The organism is Hydrogenophaga sp. L76, from assembly GCF_057654755.1.
Genome location: NZ_CM172807.1, coordinates 4,545,087 through 4,559,110, shown reverse-complemented (window position 1 = coordinate 4,559,110; position 14,024 = coordinate 4,545,087). Strand labels below are relative to the sequence as shown.

The 14,024-nt window shown below is 64.8% G+C and carries 11 protein-coding genes; 10 read left to right on the top strand and 1 reads right to left on the bottom strand.

Features of this window, described 5'->3' with window-relative positions; translation table 11 throughout:
- Positions 1-224 precede the first annotated feature (224 nt).
- From gyrA to lapB, 9 genes are all read left to right on the top strand, one after another.
- A complete protein-coding gene (gene gyrA, locus AC23D4_RS22270) occupies positions 225-2,864 on the top strand; it encodes a DNA gyrase subunit A (RefSeq protein WP_472887839.1) in 2,640 nt (879 codons plus the stop codon).
- Entirely contained in the window at positions 2,864-3,970 is a 1,107-nt protein-coding gene (serC, locus tag AC23D4_RS22265) for a 3-phosphoserine/phosphohydroxythreonine transaminase (protein ID WP_472887838.1), read from the top strand. The genes gyrA and serC overlap by 1 nt, the downstream gene beginning before the upstream one ends.
- Before the next feature lie 17 nt (positions 3,971-3,987).
- On the top strand, positions 3,988-5,085 hold the full coding sequence (gene pheA, locus AC23D4_RS22260) for a prephenate dehydratase (RefSeq protein ID WP_290972092.1): 1,098 nt from the start codon (positions 3,988-3,990) through the stop codon (positions 5,083-5,085).
- A gap of 50 nt (positions 5,086-5,135) precedes the next feature.
- Complete coding sequence (locus AC23D4_RS22255) at positions 5,136-6,014, top strand: prephenate dehydrogenase (RefSeq protein WP_472887837.1); 879 nt, start codon at positions 5,136-5,138, stop codon at positions 6,012-6,014.
- Positions 6,015-6,066: 52 nt separating this feature from the next.
- Entirely contained in the window at positions 6,067-8,166 is a 2,100-nt protein-coding gene (locus tag AC23D4_RS22250; RefSeq protein ID WP_472887836.1) for a bifunctional 3-phosphoshikimate 1-carboxyvinyltransferase/cytidylate kinase, read from the top strand.
- Positions 8,167-8,348: 182 nt separating this feature from the next.
- Entirely contained in the window at positions 8,349-10,031 is a 1,683-nt protein-coding gene (gene rpsA, locus AC23D4_RS22245) for a 30S ribosomal protein S1 (RefSeq protein WP_305722783.1), read from the top strand.
- A gap of 75 nt (positions 10,032-10,106) precedes the next feature.
- A complete protein-coding gene (locus tag AC23D4_RS22240; RefSeq protein WP_472887835.1) occupies positions 10,107-10,427 on the top strand; it encodes an integration host factor subunit beta in 321 nt (106 codons plus the stop codon).
- Between the two features lie 46 nt (positions 10,428-10,473).
- Positions 10,474-10,755, top strand: coding sequence for a LapA family protein (locus AC23D4_RS22235; RefSeq protein WP_472887834.1), 282 nt, complete (start codon positions 10,474-10,476; stop codon positions 10,753-10,755).
- Positions 10,756-10,761: 6 nt separating this feature from the next.
- On the top strand, positions 10,762-11,907 hold the full coding sequence (gene lapB, locus AC23D4_RS22230; protein WP_472887833.1) for a lipopolysaccharide assembly protein LapB: 1,146 nt from the start codon (positions 10,762-10,764) through the stop codon (positions 11,905-11,907).
- 109 nt (positions 11,908-12,016) lie between these two features.
- Here lapB and AC23D4_RS22225 read toward each other — a convergent pair whose 3' ends face one another.
- The gene (locus tag AC23D4_RS22225; protein ID WP_472887832.1) at positions 12,017-12,706 is read right to left on the bottom strand and encodes an aspartate/glutamate racemase family protein; all 690 of its coding nucleotides are present in this window, start codon (positions 12,704-12,706) and stop codon (positions 12,017-12,019) included.
- 47 nt (positions 12,707-12,753) lie between these two features.
- Between AC23D4_RS22225 and AC23D4_RS22220 the strand changes: the two genes are divergently transcribed.
- Positions 12,754-14,022, top strand: coding sequence for an NAD(P)/FAD-dependent oxidoreductase (locus tag AC23D4_RS22220; protein ID WP_472887831.1), 1,269 nt, complete (start codon positions 12,754-12,756; stop codon positions 14,020-14,022).
- The last annotated feature ends 2 nt before the right edge of the window (positions 14,023-14,024 follow it).

Here is a 14,024-nt window from a genome sequence, read left to right as displayed (position 1 = left end):
TCAACAATAACGCTTGAAGTGACCACCACTCAAAACGCTGAATTTATTGTGCCACAAGGCTGTGGCACTGGCTTCCGGGCCGCTGACGTCGGTTGTAACCGCTTTCTGCACATCTGGCGCATTCGTTGCCGGCATACCACACTAAGACTTAAAAAGAAGGCCTTGGCAGTAGCCCTAAAATGACGGGTTGCCTTTCGGCCTTTCAGCACCTCACGCCTTCGCTCATGACACAGTTCGCCAAAGAGACCCTGCCCATCAGTCTTGAAGAGGAAATGCGGCGCAGCTACCTGGATTACGCGATGAGCGTGATCGTGGGTCGTGCGCTGCCCGATGCACGAGATGGTCTCAAACCCGTTCACCGGCGCGTGTTGTTTGCCATGCACGAGTTGAATAACGACTGGAACCGGCCGTACAAGAAATCGGCCCGTATCGTCGGCGATGTGATCGGTAAATACCACCCGCACGGCGATTCCGCGGTGTACGACACCATCGTCCGGATGGCGCAGGACTTCTCGTTGCGCCACATGCTGGTGGACGGTCAGGGCAACTTCGGCTCGGTCGACGGCGACAACGCTGCGGCCATGCGTTACACCGAAATCCGACTGTCGAAGATCGCCCACGAAATGCTGGCCGACATTGACAAGGAAACCGTCAACTTCGGACCCAATTACGACGGTTCGGAAAAAGAACCGCTGGTATTGCCCTCGCGCCTGCCCAATTTGCTGGTGAACGGTTCTTCGGGCATTGCGGTCGGCATGGCAACCAATATTCCGCCCCACAACCTCAACGAAGTGGTTGACGCCTGCCTGCACCTGCTGAAGCAACCCGAAGCCACGATCGACGAGCTGATGGAAATCATCCCGGCGCCCGACTTCCCGACCGCCGGCATCATCTACGGCATGACCGGCGTGAAAGACGGTTACCGCACCGGCCGAGGCCGCGTGGTGATGCGCGCCAAGTGCCATTTCGAGGACATCGACAAGGGCCAGCGCCAGTCCATCATCGTGGACGAACTGCCCTACCAGGTGAACAAGAAGACGCTGCAGGAGCGCATTGCCGAGCTGGTGCACGAGAAGAAGATCGAAGGCATCAGCCACATCCAGGACGAGTCGGACAAATCCGGCATGCGCCTGGTGATCGAACTCAAGCGCGGCGAAGTCCCCGAGGTGGTGCTCAACAACCTGTACAAGCAGACGCAGCTGCAGGACACCTTCGGCATCAACATGGTGGCCCTGATCGACGGGCAGCCGCGCCTGTGCAACCTGAAGGACCTGATCCAGGTGTTCCTGGAGCACCGCCGCGAAGTGGTGACGCGCCGCACGGTGTTCAACCTGCGCAAGGCGCGCGAGCGCGGCCATGTGCTCGAAGGCCTGGCGGTCGCGCTGGCCAACATCGACGACTTCATCCGCATCATCCGCGAATCGCCCACACCGCCGGTGGCCAAGGCCGAGCTGATGGCCCGCCCGTGGGACAGCTCCCTGGTGCGCGAGATGCTGACCCGCACCCGGATCGACGGTGGTGTGATCAACGCCGACGACTACCGCCCCGAAGGCCTGGAACGCGAGTTCGGCATGGGCGGGGACGGTTTGTACCGCCTCTCCGAGACGCAGGCCCAGGAAATCCTGCAGATGCGCCTGCAACGCCTGACGGGTCTGGAGCAGGACAAGATCGTGGCCGAATACAAGGAAGTGATGGGCGTCATCGACGACCTGCTCGACATCCTGGCCAAACCCGAACGCGTGTCCACCATCATTGGCGAAGAACTCACCGAAGTGAAGACTGAGTTCGGCCAGACCAAGCTCGGCGCGCGCCGCAGCGAGATCGAACACAGCGCCCAGGACCTCTCCACCGAAGACCTGATCACGCCCACCGACATGGTGGTCACGCTCAGCCACAGCGGCTACATCAAGAGCCAGCCGATCTCCGAATACCGGGCACAGAAACGCGGCGGTCGCGGCAAACAGGCCACCGCCACGAAAGAAGACGACTGGATCGACCAGCTCTTCATCGCCAACACGCACGACTACATACTCTGCTTCTCCAACCGGGGCCGCCTGTACTGGCTCAAGGTCTGGGAAGTGCCGGCCGGTTCGCGCGGCTCGCGTGGCCGCCCGATCGTCAACATGTTCCCTCTGCAAGAAGGCGAGAAGATCAACGTGGTGCTGCCGCTGACCGGTGAGATGCGCAGCTTCCCGCAGGACAGCTACGTGTTCATGGCCACGTCGATGGGCACGGTCAAGAAAACCGCGCTGGACGAATTCAGCAACCCGCGCAAGGCCGGCATCATTGCCGTGGACCTGGACGAGGGAGACTTCCTGATCGGCGCCGCGCTGACCGATGGACAACACGACGTGATGCTGTTCTCCGACGGCGGCAAGGCGGTCCGTTTTGACGAGAACGACGTGCGCCCCATGGGCCGCAATGCGCGTGGCGTTCGCGGCATGATGATCGAAGAAAGCCAGAGCGTGATCGCCATGCTGGTGGCCGAAGACGAAGAACAGAGCGTGCTCACCGCCACCATCAACGGCTACGGCAAGCGCACGCCGATTGGCGAATACACCCGCCATGGCCGTGGCACCAAGGGCATGATCGCGATCCAGCAGAGCGAGCGCAACGGCAAGGTCGTGGCCGCCACCCTGGTCCACACCGACGACGAGATCATGCTGATCACCGACAAGGGCGTTCTGGTGCGCACCCGCGTTTCGGAAATCCGCGAGATGGGCCGGGCCACGCAGGGGGTGACCCTGATCGCGCTGGACGAAGGCGCTGAGCTTTCCGGCTTGCAACGCATCGTGGAAAACGACGCCAATGTGCCCGAGCTGGCGGACGACAGCGAGGCTGACAGCACGGACGAGCAGCCGTGATGCAGCGCCCGTACAACTTTTCCGCGGGTCCGGCCGCGATGCCGGTGGAAGTGCTGCAGCAGGCAGCGGCCGACATGCTGGACTGGCACGGCAGTGGCATGAGCGTGATGGAGATGAGCCATCGCGGCAAGGAGTTCATGTCCATCATCGAGACGGCCGAAGCCGACTTGCGTGAGCTGCTGGCGGTGCCACCGAACTTTCGCATCCTGTTCATGCAGGGCGGCGGCCTGGCCGAAAACGCCATCGTGCCGCTGAACCTGTCGCGCGGCGGCGTGGTGGACTTCGTGGTCACGGGCAGCTGGAGCCAGAAGTCGTTCAGGGAAGCGCGCAAGTTCTGCGATCCCCACCTGGCGGCCAGCAACGAGGCCGACGCACACACCAGCCTGCCGACGCCTGGCAGCTGGCAACTCAGCCAGGATGCGCAATACGTGCACCTGTGCAGCAACGAAACCATCCATGGCGTCGAACTGCACGAACTGCCCGACCTGAAGGCACTCGGCAGCAACGCACCGCTGGTGATCGACTTCTCGTCCCATGTGGCCTCGCGCACCGTGGACTGGCGCCGTGTCGGGCTGGCTTTTGGCGGCGCCCAGAAAAACCTCGGCCCGGCGGGCGTCACCCTGGTCGTGGTGCGGGAAGACCTGCTCGGTCATGCGCTGTCGATCTGCCCGAGCGCCTTCGACTACAAGACCGTGGCCGACAACGGCTCGATGTACAACACGCCACCCACCTACAGCATCTACATGGCTGGACTCACCTTCCAGTGGCTCAAGCGCCAGACCGAAGGCGACCTGCGGGGGATAGCGGCCATGGAGCATCGCAACAGGGCCAAGGCCGAGCTGCTGTACGGTTTCATCGACCAGTCTTCGTTCTATGTGAACAAGGTCGCACCGGCCTGCCGCTCGCGCATGAACGTGCCGTTCTTCCTGCGCGACGAGTCGCGCAACGAGGCCTTCCTCACCGGAGCCAGGGCGGCGGGCCTGTTGCAGCTCAAGGGCCACAAGTCGGTCGGTGGCATGCGCGCCAGTCTCTACAACGCCATGCCGCTGGAAGGCGTGCAGGCGCTGGTCGCCTACATGCGCGACTTCGAACAAACACAGGCTTGAAACCGGCCGACCCCACGATGAAACAACCCACACAGTCCGAAGCGCTGGGCGCCTTGCGGATCCAGATCGACTCACTGGACCAGCAACTGCTGTCGCTGTTGAACCAGCGTGCCAGGGTCGCCGAACAGGTGGGCGAGATCAAGCGTGCAGAAGGCTCGCCCTTCTTTCGCCCGGATCGCGTCGCCCAGGTGATCGAAAAAATCCAGGCGGCCAACCAGGGACCTTTGCTGAACCAGCATGTGGCGTCCATCTGGCGCGAGATCATGTCGGCCTGTCTGGCGCTGGAAGCACCGCAGCGCGTGGCCGTTCTGGGCCCTCAGGGCACCTTCTGTGAACAGGCCGCCATCGAGTTCTTCGGCAGCGCCGCCAACCTGATCTACTGCGCCAACTTCGACGAAGTGTTCCACGCCACGGCGGCGGGCACGGCGCAGTACGGCGTGGTGGGCATGGAAAACTCCACCGAAGGTGTGGTCGCCCGCTCGCTCGATCTGTTCCTGCGCTCGCCGGTGCACGTGGTCGGCGAAGTCAGCCTGCTGGTGCGCCACAACCTGTTGCGGCAACTGAACGAGCTCGACGGCATCGAAGTGGTCATGGCCCATCCGCAAGCGCTGGCCCAGTGCCAGAACTGGTTGAGCCAGCATCTGCCCAACGCCGAGCGCCGTGCAGTGTCCAGCAACGCCGAGGGCGCCCGTCTGGCCGCGACCAACCCGGCCTGGGCCGGTTTGGCGAGCGAGCGCGCTGCCGCCCAGTTCGGCCTGCACATCGTGGCCCACGCGATCCAGGACGAGGCCTACAACCGCACGCGCTTTGCCGTCATCAGCCTACCCCAGACCCTGGCCATGCCGCCCGCATCGGGCAAGGACTGCACCAGTCTCGTGGTGTCGGTGCCGAACCGGCCTGGTGCGGTGCACGATCTGCTGGTACCGCTCAAGAACAACGGCGTGTCCATGACCCGTTTTGAGTCCCGCCCGGCCAAGTCCGGCCAATGGGAGTATTACTTTTACATCGACATCGCAGGCCATCCCTCGCAGCCCCATGTGGCGGCGGCGCTGGAGGAGCTCAAAGGCCTTTGCGCGTTCTACAAGGTGCTGGGTGCCTACCCGGTCAGTGAATAAGATGCATTACCTCGTTCCAATGGGTTCAATGGGGTTCTCCAGGGGTCTGCATGTTTGAACAACTCGGGCTGATCGGCTGCGGCCTGATGGGTGGGTCGTTCGCGCTTGCCCTGAAAAAGGCTGGTCTGGTCAAACGCGTGGTGGGCTACAGCAAGTCGCCATCCACCACCGAGCGTGCGCGCCAGATGGGCGTGATCGACGTGGAAGCGCCATCCGCCCTGCTGGCGGTATCCGGCGCCGACCTCGTGCTGCTGGCCGTGCCCGTATCGGCCACAGAAGCGACCTTCAAGGCCATCCGGCACCTGTTGAACAACAACACCCTCGTCATGGACGTCGGCTCCACCAAGCGCGACGTCATTGATGCCGCGCGCCGCGTGCTGAAAGATCAGGTGGGCGTGTTTGTGCCCGCCCATCCGATCACGGGAAAAGAACTCTCGGGTGTGGAACACGCGGATGCCGAGCTCTACACCGGGCGCCAGGTCATCCTCACTCCCATAGAGCGCACGCTCACCACCCAGCTTGACAAAGCCCAGCAGGTCTGGACCGCGCTCGGTTGTCATGTCAAGCAGATGTCGCCCGAGGCCCACGATGCGGCGTACGCGGCGGTCAGTCACCTGCCGCACATGATTGCCTTTGCGCTCATGAACGCGATCAACAACCAGCCCCAGTCGCAGCAATTCCTGTCGCTGGCCGGACCGGGTTTCCGTGATTTCACCCGCATTGCCGCGAGTGATCCGAGCGTCTGGCGCGACATCCTCACCTCCAATCGCGAGGAGTTGATCGCCCAGTCCCGGCATTTCCAGCGCGCCCTGCAAGCCTTTGAAAATGCCATCAGCGCCGGCAACCCGGATGCCCTTGAATCGCTGATTGAGCAGGCCAGCAGCTCGCGCGCGCACTGGCGCATGAGCGCCATCAAACCGCAAAACTGAGGCCGTTTCGCCGATCCCGATCGGCGGTGACCGCCGTTCGCCCACCTCGCTCATGTACGCCATCGACCACCTTGACGTTCCGCCCCTGCACAGCGCAGGCGGGATCGTTCGCCTGCCCGGCTCCAAAAGCATCTCTAACCGCGTGCTGCTGCTCGCGGCCCTGAGCGTCGGCCACACCGACATCGCCGATCTGCTGGATTCGGACGACACCCGGGTGATGCTGGCCGCGCTGGCCCAGCTGGGCTGCCGCATCGAACCCCAGTCCGACGGCGCCCTGCGGGTGCACGGGCTCGGCGGCGCACTGCCCGTGAAGCAGGCGCTGCTTTTCCTGGGCAACGCCGGCACGGCCATGCGCCCGCTGACCGCCGCGCTGGCGCTGCTGGCCAGCGTGCACGGCGGTGCGTTTGAACTCAGTGGCATCGCCCGCATGCACGAGCGTCCGATCGGCGATCTGGTGGATGCCCTGCGCCAACTGGGCTGCCCGGTGGACTGCCTGGGTCAGGAAGGTTACCCGCCGCTGCGGCTGGGCAACGGCGTCCCTCAAACACTGGCGCTCGACCAGCCGATCCGCGTGCGAGGCGACGTGTCCAGCCAGTTCCTCACGGCCCTGCTGCTCGCGCTGCCCCTGGTCGCCACGAACCGTGCCCCCACGCTCGGCACTGACGTGTCCTCGCTGCCCCCCGAGGGGGCTGTCCCGTCTTGGGGCGGCCCGGCGACGGGACGGGACATCGTCATCGAGGTGGTGGGCGAGCTGATCTCGCGCCCCTACATCGAGATCACGCTCAACCTGCTTGAACGCTTCGGCGTGCAGGTTCGCCGCGACGGCTGGCAACGCTTCACCATTCCCGCCGGCAGCCGCTACACCTCGCCCGGGCGCATTCCCGTTGAAGGCGATGCGTCTTCAGCCAGCTACTTCATCGCACTGGGTGCGCTGGCAACGCCAACTCCCGGCACCGATGGCATCACCATCGAGGGCGTGGGCCTGTCCTCCATCCAGGGCGACATCCGTTTCGTCGAAGCCGCCCGCCAGATGGGCGCCGAGGTCTCCGGCGAAGCCAACCGGCTGCACATACGGCGCGGCGCCTGGCCACTCAAGGCCATCGACCTTGACTGCAACCACATCCCCGATGCGGCCATGACCCTGGCCGTGATGGCGCTGTATGCCGATGGCATCACCACGCTGCGCAACATCGCGAGCTGGCGGGTCAAAGAAACCGACCGCATCGCGGCCATCGCCACGGAATGCCGCAAGCTCGGCGCCACGGTGGAGGAAGGTGCCGATTTCATCCGAATCACACCGCCAACCGAGTGGAGAGCAGCCTCCATCCACACTTACGACGACCACCGCGTTGCCATGTGCTTCTCGCTGGCGGCGTTCAACCCGGCCGGCCTGCCGGTGCGCATCGAAGACCCGAAGTGCGTGGCCAAAACCTTCCCGGACTACTTCGAAACCCTGTTTGAGGTCTGCGAAACCCCGGCCCAGGTCATCCCCGTGATCTGTATCGACGGTCCCACGGCTTCGGGCAAGGGAACACTGGCCTCCGAAGTGGCCCAGCGCCTGGGCTACCACCTGCTGGACTCCGGTGCGCTGTACCGCGCCACCGCCCTGGCGGCGCAGGACGCGGGCATCGATCTGGACGACGAACCCGCCCTGGCCCACCTGGCCGCGCAGCTGCCACTGGCGTTCCGCGATCACAAGGTGTTTCTGGGGGGCCGCGACATCACCGACCCCCTGCGCCTGGAATCCACCGGCGGCATGGCGTCCCGGGTGTCGCAGCACCTGGCCGTGCGAACCGCCCTGAATGCGCTGCAGCTGGGCTTCAGGCGCCTGCCTGGCCTGGTGGCCGACGGGCGCGACATGGGCACGGTGATCTTCCCGGACGCCCCGCTCAAGGTGTATCTGACCGCCAGCGCCGGGCAGCGCGCCGAACGGCGGCATAAGCAATTGATTTCAAAGGGAATTGCTGCTAATATTGATAGTCTTTTGGCAGACCTGAAAATGCGCGATCACCGGGACTCGTCCCGTGCCCACGCGCCACTCAAGCCCGCTGAAGACGCTTTGTTGCTGGACAACTCCGAACTGGGTATCGAACAATCGGTACAGCAAGTCCTGAACTGGTGGCAAGGCAAAACGGTGTTTTCGGAGCTCTGAAAACGCCACCCTGATGGCCCAGACGGCACAGCCGGGCGTTCACAGCCCGCAGGCCCGACGGTTCTTTCACTTAACCCCGCGGTGCCACGCACCGCAATGTCAACGCCGCCCAACCGTCGTTACCCGTTCCAGCCACCTCAACGTGGTTGCTGCGCCGACGCTGAGTGGTTTTAGGAAATTCAATGTCTGAATCTTTTGCCGCCCTGTTCGAAGAGTCCCTGAAACGCGCTGAAATGCGCTCGGGCGAAGTCATCACCGCTGAAGTCGTTCGCATCGAACACAGCCACGTGGTGGTCAACGCTGGCCTCAAGTCCGAAGCCTACGTGCCGCTCGCCGAATTCAAGAACGATCTGGGTGAGCTCGAAGTCCAGGTGGGCGACTTCGTGTCGGTCGCCATCGACTCCGTTGAAAACGGCTTCGGCGACACCCTGCTGTCGCGCGACAAGGCCAAGCGCCTGGCTTCGTGGATGTCGCTGGAAAAAGCGCTCGAGTCCGGCGAATTCGTCACCGGCACGACCTCCAGCAAGGTCAAGGGCGGCCTGAAGGTCATGGTCAACGGCATCAGCGCCTTCCTGCCGGGCTCGCTGGTCGACAGCCGTCCGACCAAGGACCTGACCCCGTACGAAAACAAGACCCTGGAATTCAAGGTCATCAAGCTGGACCGCAAGCGCAACAACGTGGTGCTGAGCCGCCGCGCCGTGGTGGAAGCCTCCATGGGCGAAGAGCGCGCCAAGCTGATGGACACGCTGAAGGAAGGCGCCATCGTCAACGGCGTGGTCAAGAACATCACCGAATACGGTGCGTTCGTGGACCTGGGTGGTATCGATGGCCTGCTGCACATCACCGACATGGCCTGGCGCCGTGTCCGTCACCCGAGCGAAGTGGTGACGGCTGGCCAGGAAATCACCGCCAAGATCCTGAAGTTCGACACCGAGAAGCACCGCGTTTCCCTGGGTCTGAAGCAGATGGGCGATGACCCGTGGATGGGCGTTGCACGCCGCTACCCGCAAAGCACGCGCATGTTCGGCAAGATCACCAACATCGCCGACTACGGCGCGTTCGTTGAGCTGGAGCCAGGCATCGAAGGCCTGGTGCACGTCTCTGAAATGGACTGGACCAACAAGAACGTGGCCCCGTCCAAGCTGGTGTCGCTGGGCGACGAAGTCGAAGTCATGGTGCTCGACATCGACGAAGACAAGCGCCGCATCTCCCTGGGCATGAAGCAGTGCCGCGCCAACCCCTGGCACGAGTTTGCCGAGCAGACCAAGCGCGGCGACCGCGTCAAGGGCCCGATCAAGTCGATCACCGACTTCGGCGTGTTCGTGGGTCTGGCTGCCGGCATCGACGGCCTGGTGCACCTGTCCGACCTGTCCTGGAACGAAACCGGCGAAGCCGCCGTGCGCAACTTCAAGAAGGGCCAGGAAGTCGAAGCCATCGTGCTGGCCATCGACGTGGAGCGCGAGCGCATCTCCCTGGGCATCAAGCAGCTCGACGGCGACCCGTTCACCACCTTCGTGTCGGTGAACGACAAAGGCTCCATCGTGACCGGCAAGGTCAAGACGGTTGACGCCAAGGGCGCCGAGATCGATCTGGGCGAAGACGTGCTGGGTTACCTGCGCGCCTCCGAAATCAGCCGCGACCGCGTGGAAGACGCGCGCAACGTGCTGAAAGAGGGCGACGAAGTGACCACCGTGGTGATGAACGTGGATCGCAAGACCCGCAACATCCAGCTGTCGATCAAGGCCAAGGACATGGCTGACCAGAACGAAGCCATGCAGTCCCTGAGCCAGCAGTCGGCCCGTGAAAACGCCGGCACCACCAGCCTGGGCGCCCTGCTGCGCGCCAAGCTCGACAACAACAACTGAGCCGACTGAATCCGGGCGGGTGTTTCACAGCACCTGCCCGGACCAGCCCGTCAGCCTTCAAACCCCTTCCCAGACATGACCCGTAGCGACCTCGTTGAAGCACTGGCCGGCCGTTTTGGCCAGCTCACCCAACGCGACGCCGAGTACGCCGTCAAAGCGATCCTCGATGCGATGGGCGATGCCTTGGTCAAAGGGCACCGGATTGAAATCCGGGGCTTCGGCAGTTTCTCCGTCAACCGCCGCTCACCCCGCATCGGACGCAACCCGCGTTCGGGCGAGAGCGTGATGATTCCGGAGAAGCGCGTTCCGCACTTCAAACCAGGCAAAGCCCTGCGTGAACAGGTGGACGCGAAGACCGCCGAGATCCTGGGTCGCGAGCCGAAAAAGGCGGACTGATCAAGAGACTGGATCGTTACAATCGTCCCACCACAGAGGGGATGATTTGAAATACCTGATGTGGCTGCTCAACGCAGCCATTTTTTTTGTGCTTTTCGCGTTCGCGCTGAACAACCAGGACGCGGTCACGCTGCACCTGTTCTTTGGCGCCCAATGGCAGGCACCGCTGGTGCTGGTGCTGTTCATCGCCCTGCTGATGGGTGTGAGCCTGGGCGTGCTCGTGATGCTGCCGCTGTGGCTGCGCGCGAGGCGTGCGCGCCAACAGGCCCCGTCCCGCCTGAGCGCGTCAGATGCAGGCGCTGACACCCTCACGCCCCCCGCGCCGTAACGCCACATGGATCTTGACCTCACCTGGCTGCTCTGGGGCCTGCCCATCGCGTTTGCACTCGGCTGGATCGCCTCAAGACTCGATCTGCGGCAGTGGCGCATCGAGAGCCGCCAGACACCCAAAGCCTATTTCCGGGGCCTGAACCACCTGCTCAACGAGCAGCAGGACCAGGCCATCGATGCCTTCATCGAAGCCGTGCAGGGCGACCCCGACACCGCCGAACTGCACTTTGCGCTGGGCAATCTCTTTCGCCGTCGGGGCGACTACGACCGCGCCGTGCGTGTGCACGAACACCTGCTGGGTCGCGCCGACATCAACCGCAAAGACCGCGACCGCGCCCAGCACGCGCTGGCGCTGGACTTCCTCAAGGCCGGGTTGCTTGACCGCGCCGAAGCCGCCCTGCACAAGCTCGAAGGTTCGGCCTTTGAGGGCGAAGCCTTGCTGGCGCTGCTGTCCATCTACGAACGTTCACGCGACTGGCGCCAGGCCCAGACCATTGCGCAACGCCTCGAAGCGGCCGAACAGGGCAGCTTCACCACCCGACTAGCGCACTACCAGTGCGAAGAAGCCGAACTGGCCCAGAAAAACGGTGACACCACGCTGGCGCAGCGCCTGCTGGGTGAGGCGGTGCAGCACGCGCCGCAGTTGCCCCGGGGCTGGATGGCGCTCTCTGCGCTCAAAGCCCAGCAAGGCGATACCGCCGGTGCACTGGCCGCCTTGAAACAGCTGGCGCACCAGGCGCCGCAAGGCCTGCCGCTGGCCGCCCATGCGCTCGCGGAACTGGCGCAGCAAACCGGGCGGCAGGCCGAGGTTCTGGTGCTGCTGCAGGCCGCCCACGAACATGGGCCTTCGCTCGATGTGACCGAAGCCCTGGCCCGCCTGAGCCCCGATGCCGAGAGCGCCCGCGCACGCTACCTCAACCACCTGGAGCGCGAGCCCTCGCTGGTGGTGGCCACCCAGTGGCTGGCCGGCGAAACCCTGTCGGACCCGCGCGCGCAGAAACCGGTGCACAGCGCACTGGAGCAGGCCAGCAATCCACTCAGACGCTACCGCTGTGCAGCCTGCGGCTTCGAGGCCCGGCAGCACTTCTGGCAATGCCCGGGCTGCCAGAGCTGGGACAGTTATCCGGCACGGCGCGTAGAGGAGCTTTGACGCCCCCCGCGCCGCGCCTGCGGCGCGTCACCCCCCACTGGGGGGCAACGCTGGCGGCCCGGCGGAGCCGGTTCCGCGGCGTTCTGGGTTGAACGCCCCCTCTTGACTCTCAGTCTTCTGCGCGCTGCTGTCGCCAGGTGTCCAGCAGCAACGTTTCCAGGTCGTGCACCGGTCTTCCGGTGGCTTGGGCCACGGCTGCCCGGTACGGTGGCATGTTGGTGCACTCCAGCACCAGGTGTTGCACCTCGGGATGCTTTTCCACCAATCGCATCGCGGCCTCCACCACATCGTCCGATGCCTGCCGCAGGTCCAGTTGGGTGTCGTTGGCCAGGATGCGCGACTGCAGCTCACAACCAGGAGGCAGACCCTCCACGGGTGTACCCGCCGGCACGCCCGCCCGCTGCAGCAACCCGGCATGCAACGAGGCTGCATCAAAGGTGACGATGCCCGGTGACGGCAGCCGGGCGCATTGCAGCAGGCTGGAGGTGATCACGGGCACGTCCACCGCCGCCTGCAATTCGGCCTGCCAGCTGGCCAGAAAGCCACAACTGGTGGTGATGAGCCGGGCACCCTGACCGGCCAGCGAACGGGCAGCCTCCACGAAGGGTTCAAGCAGCGCCGGATCTTGCGCCTGCACCACGCGCCGGGCCGAGGCCCCCGGCACGGTGATGAAGCGCGCCGGGATGCCAGCGCGTGTCCAGGTGTCCGGGCTGCCGATGTCGCCCGGCGGGCGCGGGAAGCGGGTGTCCAGCATGATCACGCCCAGGCATCCCTCAGCGACGGTCTTCGTGTCCTTCATGGCGATAAGCTGCGGGTTGAAAACACCAACGATGGGAACATGGAAGCATGACGCAGGCAAGGCTTGGACAACAGATGGTGGTGCTGGGCGCCGGCATGGTGGGCATCAGCTGTGCGCTCTCGCTGCGCCAGCGCGGTCTGGACGTGACCGTGATCGATCCGCTGGGTCCGGGCGCTGCCACCTCGCACGGCAACGCCGGCGTGCTGGCGCGCAGCTCGCTCATGCCGTTCAACCACCCCCGGCTGTGGCCTCAGCTGCCGGGTCTGCTGCGCGGGCACAGCCCGGGCTTCCGCTACGACCCACTGTGGATGCTGGGCCAATGGCGCTGGGGTCTGTCGTTCCTGTCCCGTGCGCGCGAGCGGGACTTCCGCGAGACCACCACCGCGCTGGACGCGCTGATCCGGTACTCGGGTGAGGTGCACCACCGATGGATGGACGCGGCGGGTGTCGCGCAGCGCCGCCGCGACGAGGGCTGGCTGTTCCTCTACCGCAGCGAAGCCGGCTTCCAATCGGGCGCGTTCGGACGCGAGACCCTGGCCCGCTTCGGCGTGTCCACCGTCGAGCTGGACGCACACGAACTGCACGATCTGGAACCGCACCTGCAGCCCATCTTCCGCAAGGCCCTGTGGGTGAAAGACGCCAGTTCGGTGGACAGCCCGGGTGAACTGGTGCGCGCCTACGCGCGGTGGCTGGTGGAACTGGGTGGACAGCTGCAGACCACCGAGGCCACACACCTGCAACGAGACAACGGTGGCTGGTCCATCGGCACGTCCGATGGGCGCGCCCTGCGTGCCGATCACGTGGTCGTCGCGCTCGGCCCGTGGTCGCGCGATTTCCTTCGACAGCATTTCGGACTGAAGCTGCCCATGGGCTTCGAGCGCGGCTACCACCGGCACTTCACGCTGGCGAATGGCGCGGCGCTGAACCGGCCGGTGTACGACACGGCTGCCGGCTACGTGCTCGCGCCCATGGCGCAAGGGCTGCGGCTGACCACCGGGGTGGAGCTGAACGCACAACACGCTCCGCCTCGGCCGGCGCAGCTGAACGCTGCCGAGCGGGCCGCCCGCGAGGCGCTGGCGCTGGGTGAACGCACCGCCGAACCCGACTGGCTGGGCAGCCGCCCCACCCTGCCCGACAGCCGCCCGATGGTGGGCGAATGCCCCGGTCAGCCAGGGGTCTGGCTGGCGCTGGGCCACCAGCACATCGGCTTTTCCACCGGGCCGGGCACTGGTGAACTGCTGGCGCAACTCATGCTGGGCGAGCCCACCAACCTCGACCCGAACCCGTTCAGGCCGCAGCGTTTCCTGCGGTCATGAGG

Bases quoted from the DNA above. Each gene is read 5' to 3' on its own strand.
- AC23D4_RS22225 (WP_472887832.1), bottom strand. From the start codon at position 12,706: ATGAAGGACACGAAGACCGTCGCTGAGGGATGCCTGGGCGTGATCATG.
- pheA (WP_290972092.1), top strand. From the start codon at position 3,988: ATGAAACAACCCACACAGTCCGAAGCGCTGGGCGCCTTGCGGATCCAG.
- AC23D4_RS22255 (WP_472887837.1), top strand. From the start codon at position 5,136: ATGTTTGAACAACTCGGGCTGATCGGCTGCGGCCTGATGGGTGGGTCG.
- AC23D4_RS22240 (WP_472887835.1), top strand. From the start codon at position 10,107: ATGACCCGTAGCGACCTCGTTGAAGCACTGGCCGGCCGTTTTGGCCAG.
- serC (WP_472887838.1), top strand. From the start codon at position 2,864: ATGCAGCGCCCGTACAACTTTTCCGCGGGTCCGGCCGCGATGCCGGTG.
- AC23D4_RS22220 (WP_472887831.1), top strand. From the start codon at position 12,754: ATGACGCAGGCAAGGCTTGGACAACAGATGGTGGTGCTGGGCGCCGGC.
- lapB (WP_472887833.1), top strand. From the start codon at position 10,762: ATGGATCTTGACCTCACCTGGCTGCTCTGGGGCCTGCCCATCGCGTTT.
- gyrA (WP_472887839.1), top strand. From the start codon at position 225: ATGACACAGTTCGCCAAAGAGACCCTGCCCATCAGTCTTGAAGAGGAA.
- AC23D4_RS22250 (WP_472887836.1), top strand. From the start codon at position 6,067: ATGTACGCCATCGACCACCTTGACGTTCCGCCCCTGCACAGCGCAGGC.
- rpsA (WP_305722783.1), top strand. From the start codon at position 8,349: ATGTCTGAATCTTTTGCCGCCCTGTTCGAAGAGTCCCTGAAACGCGCT.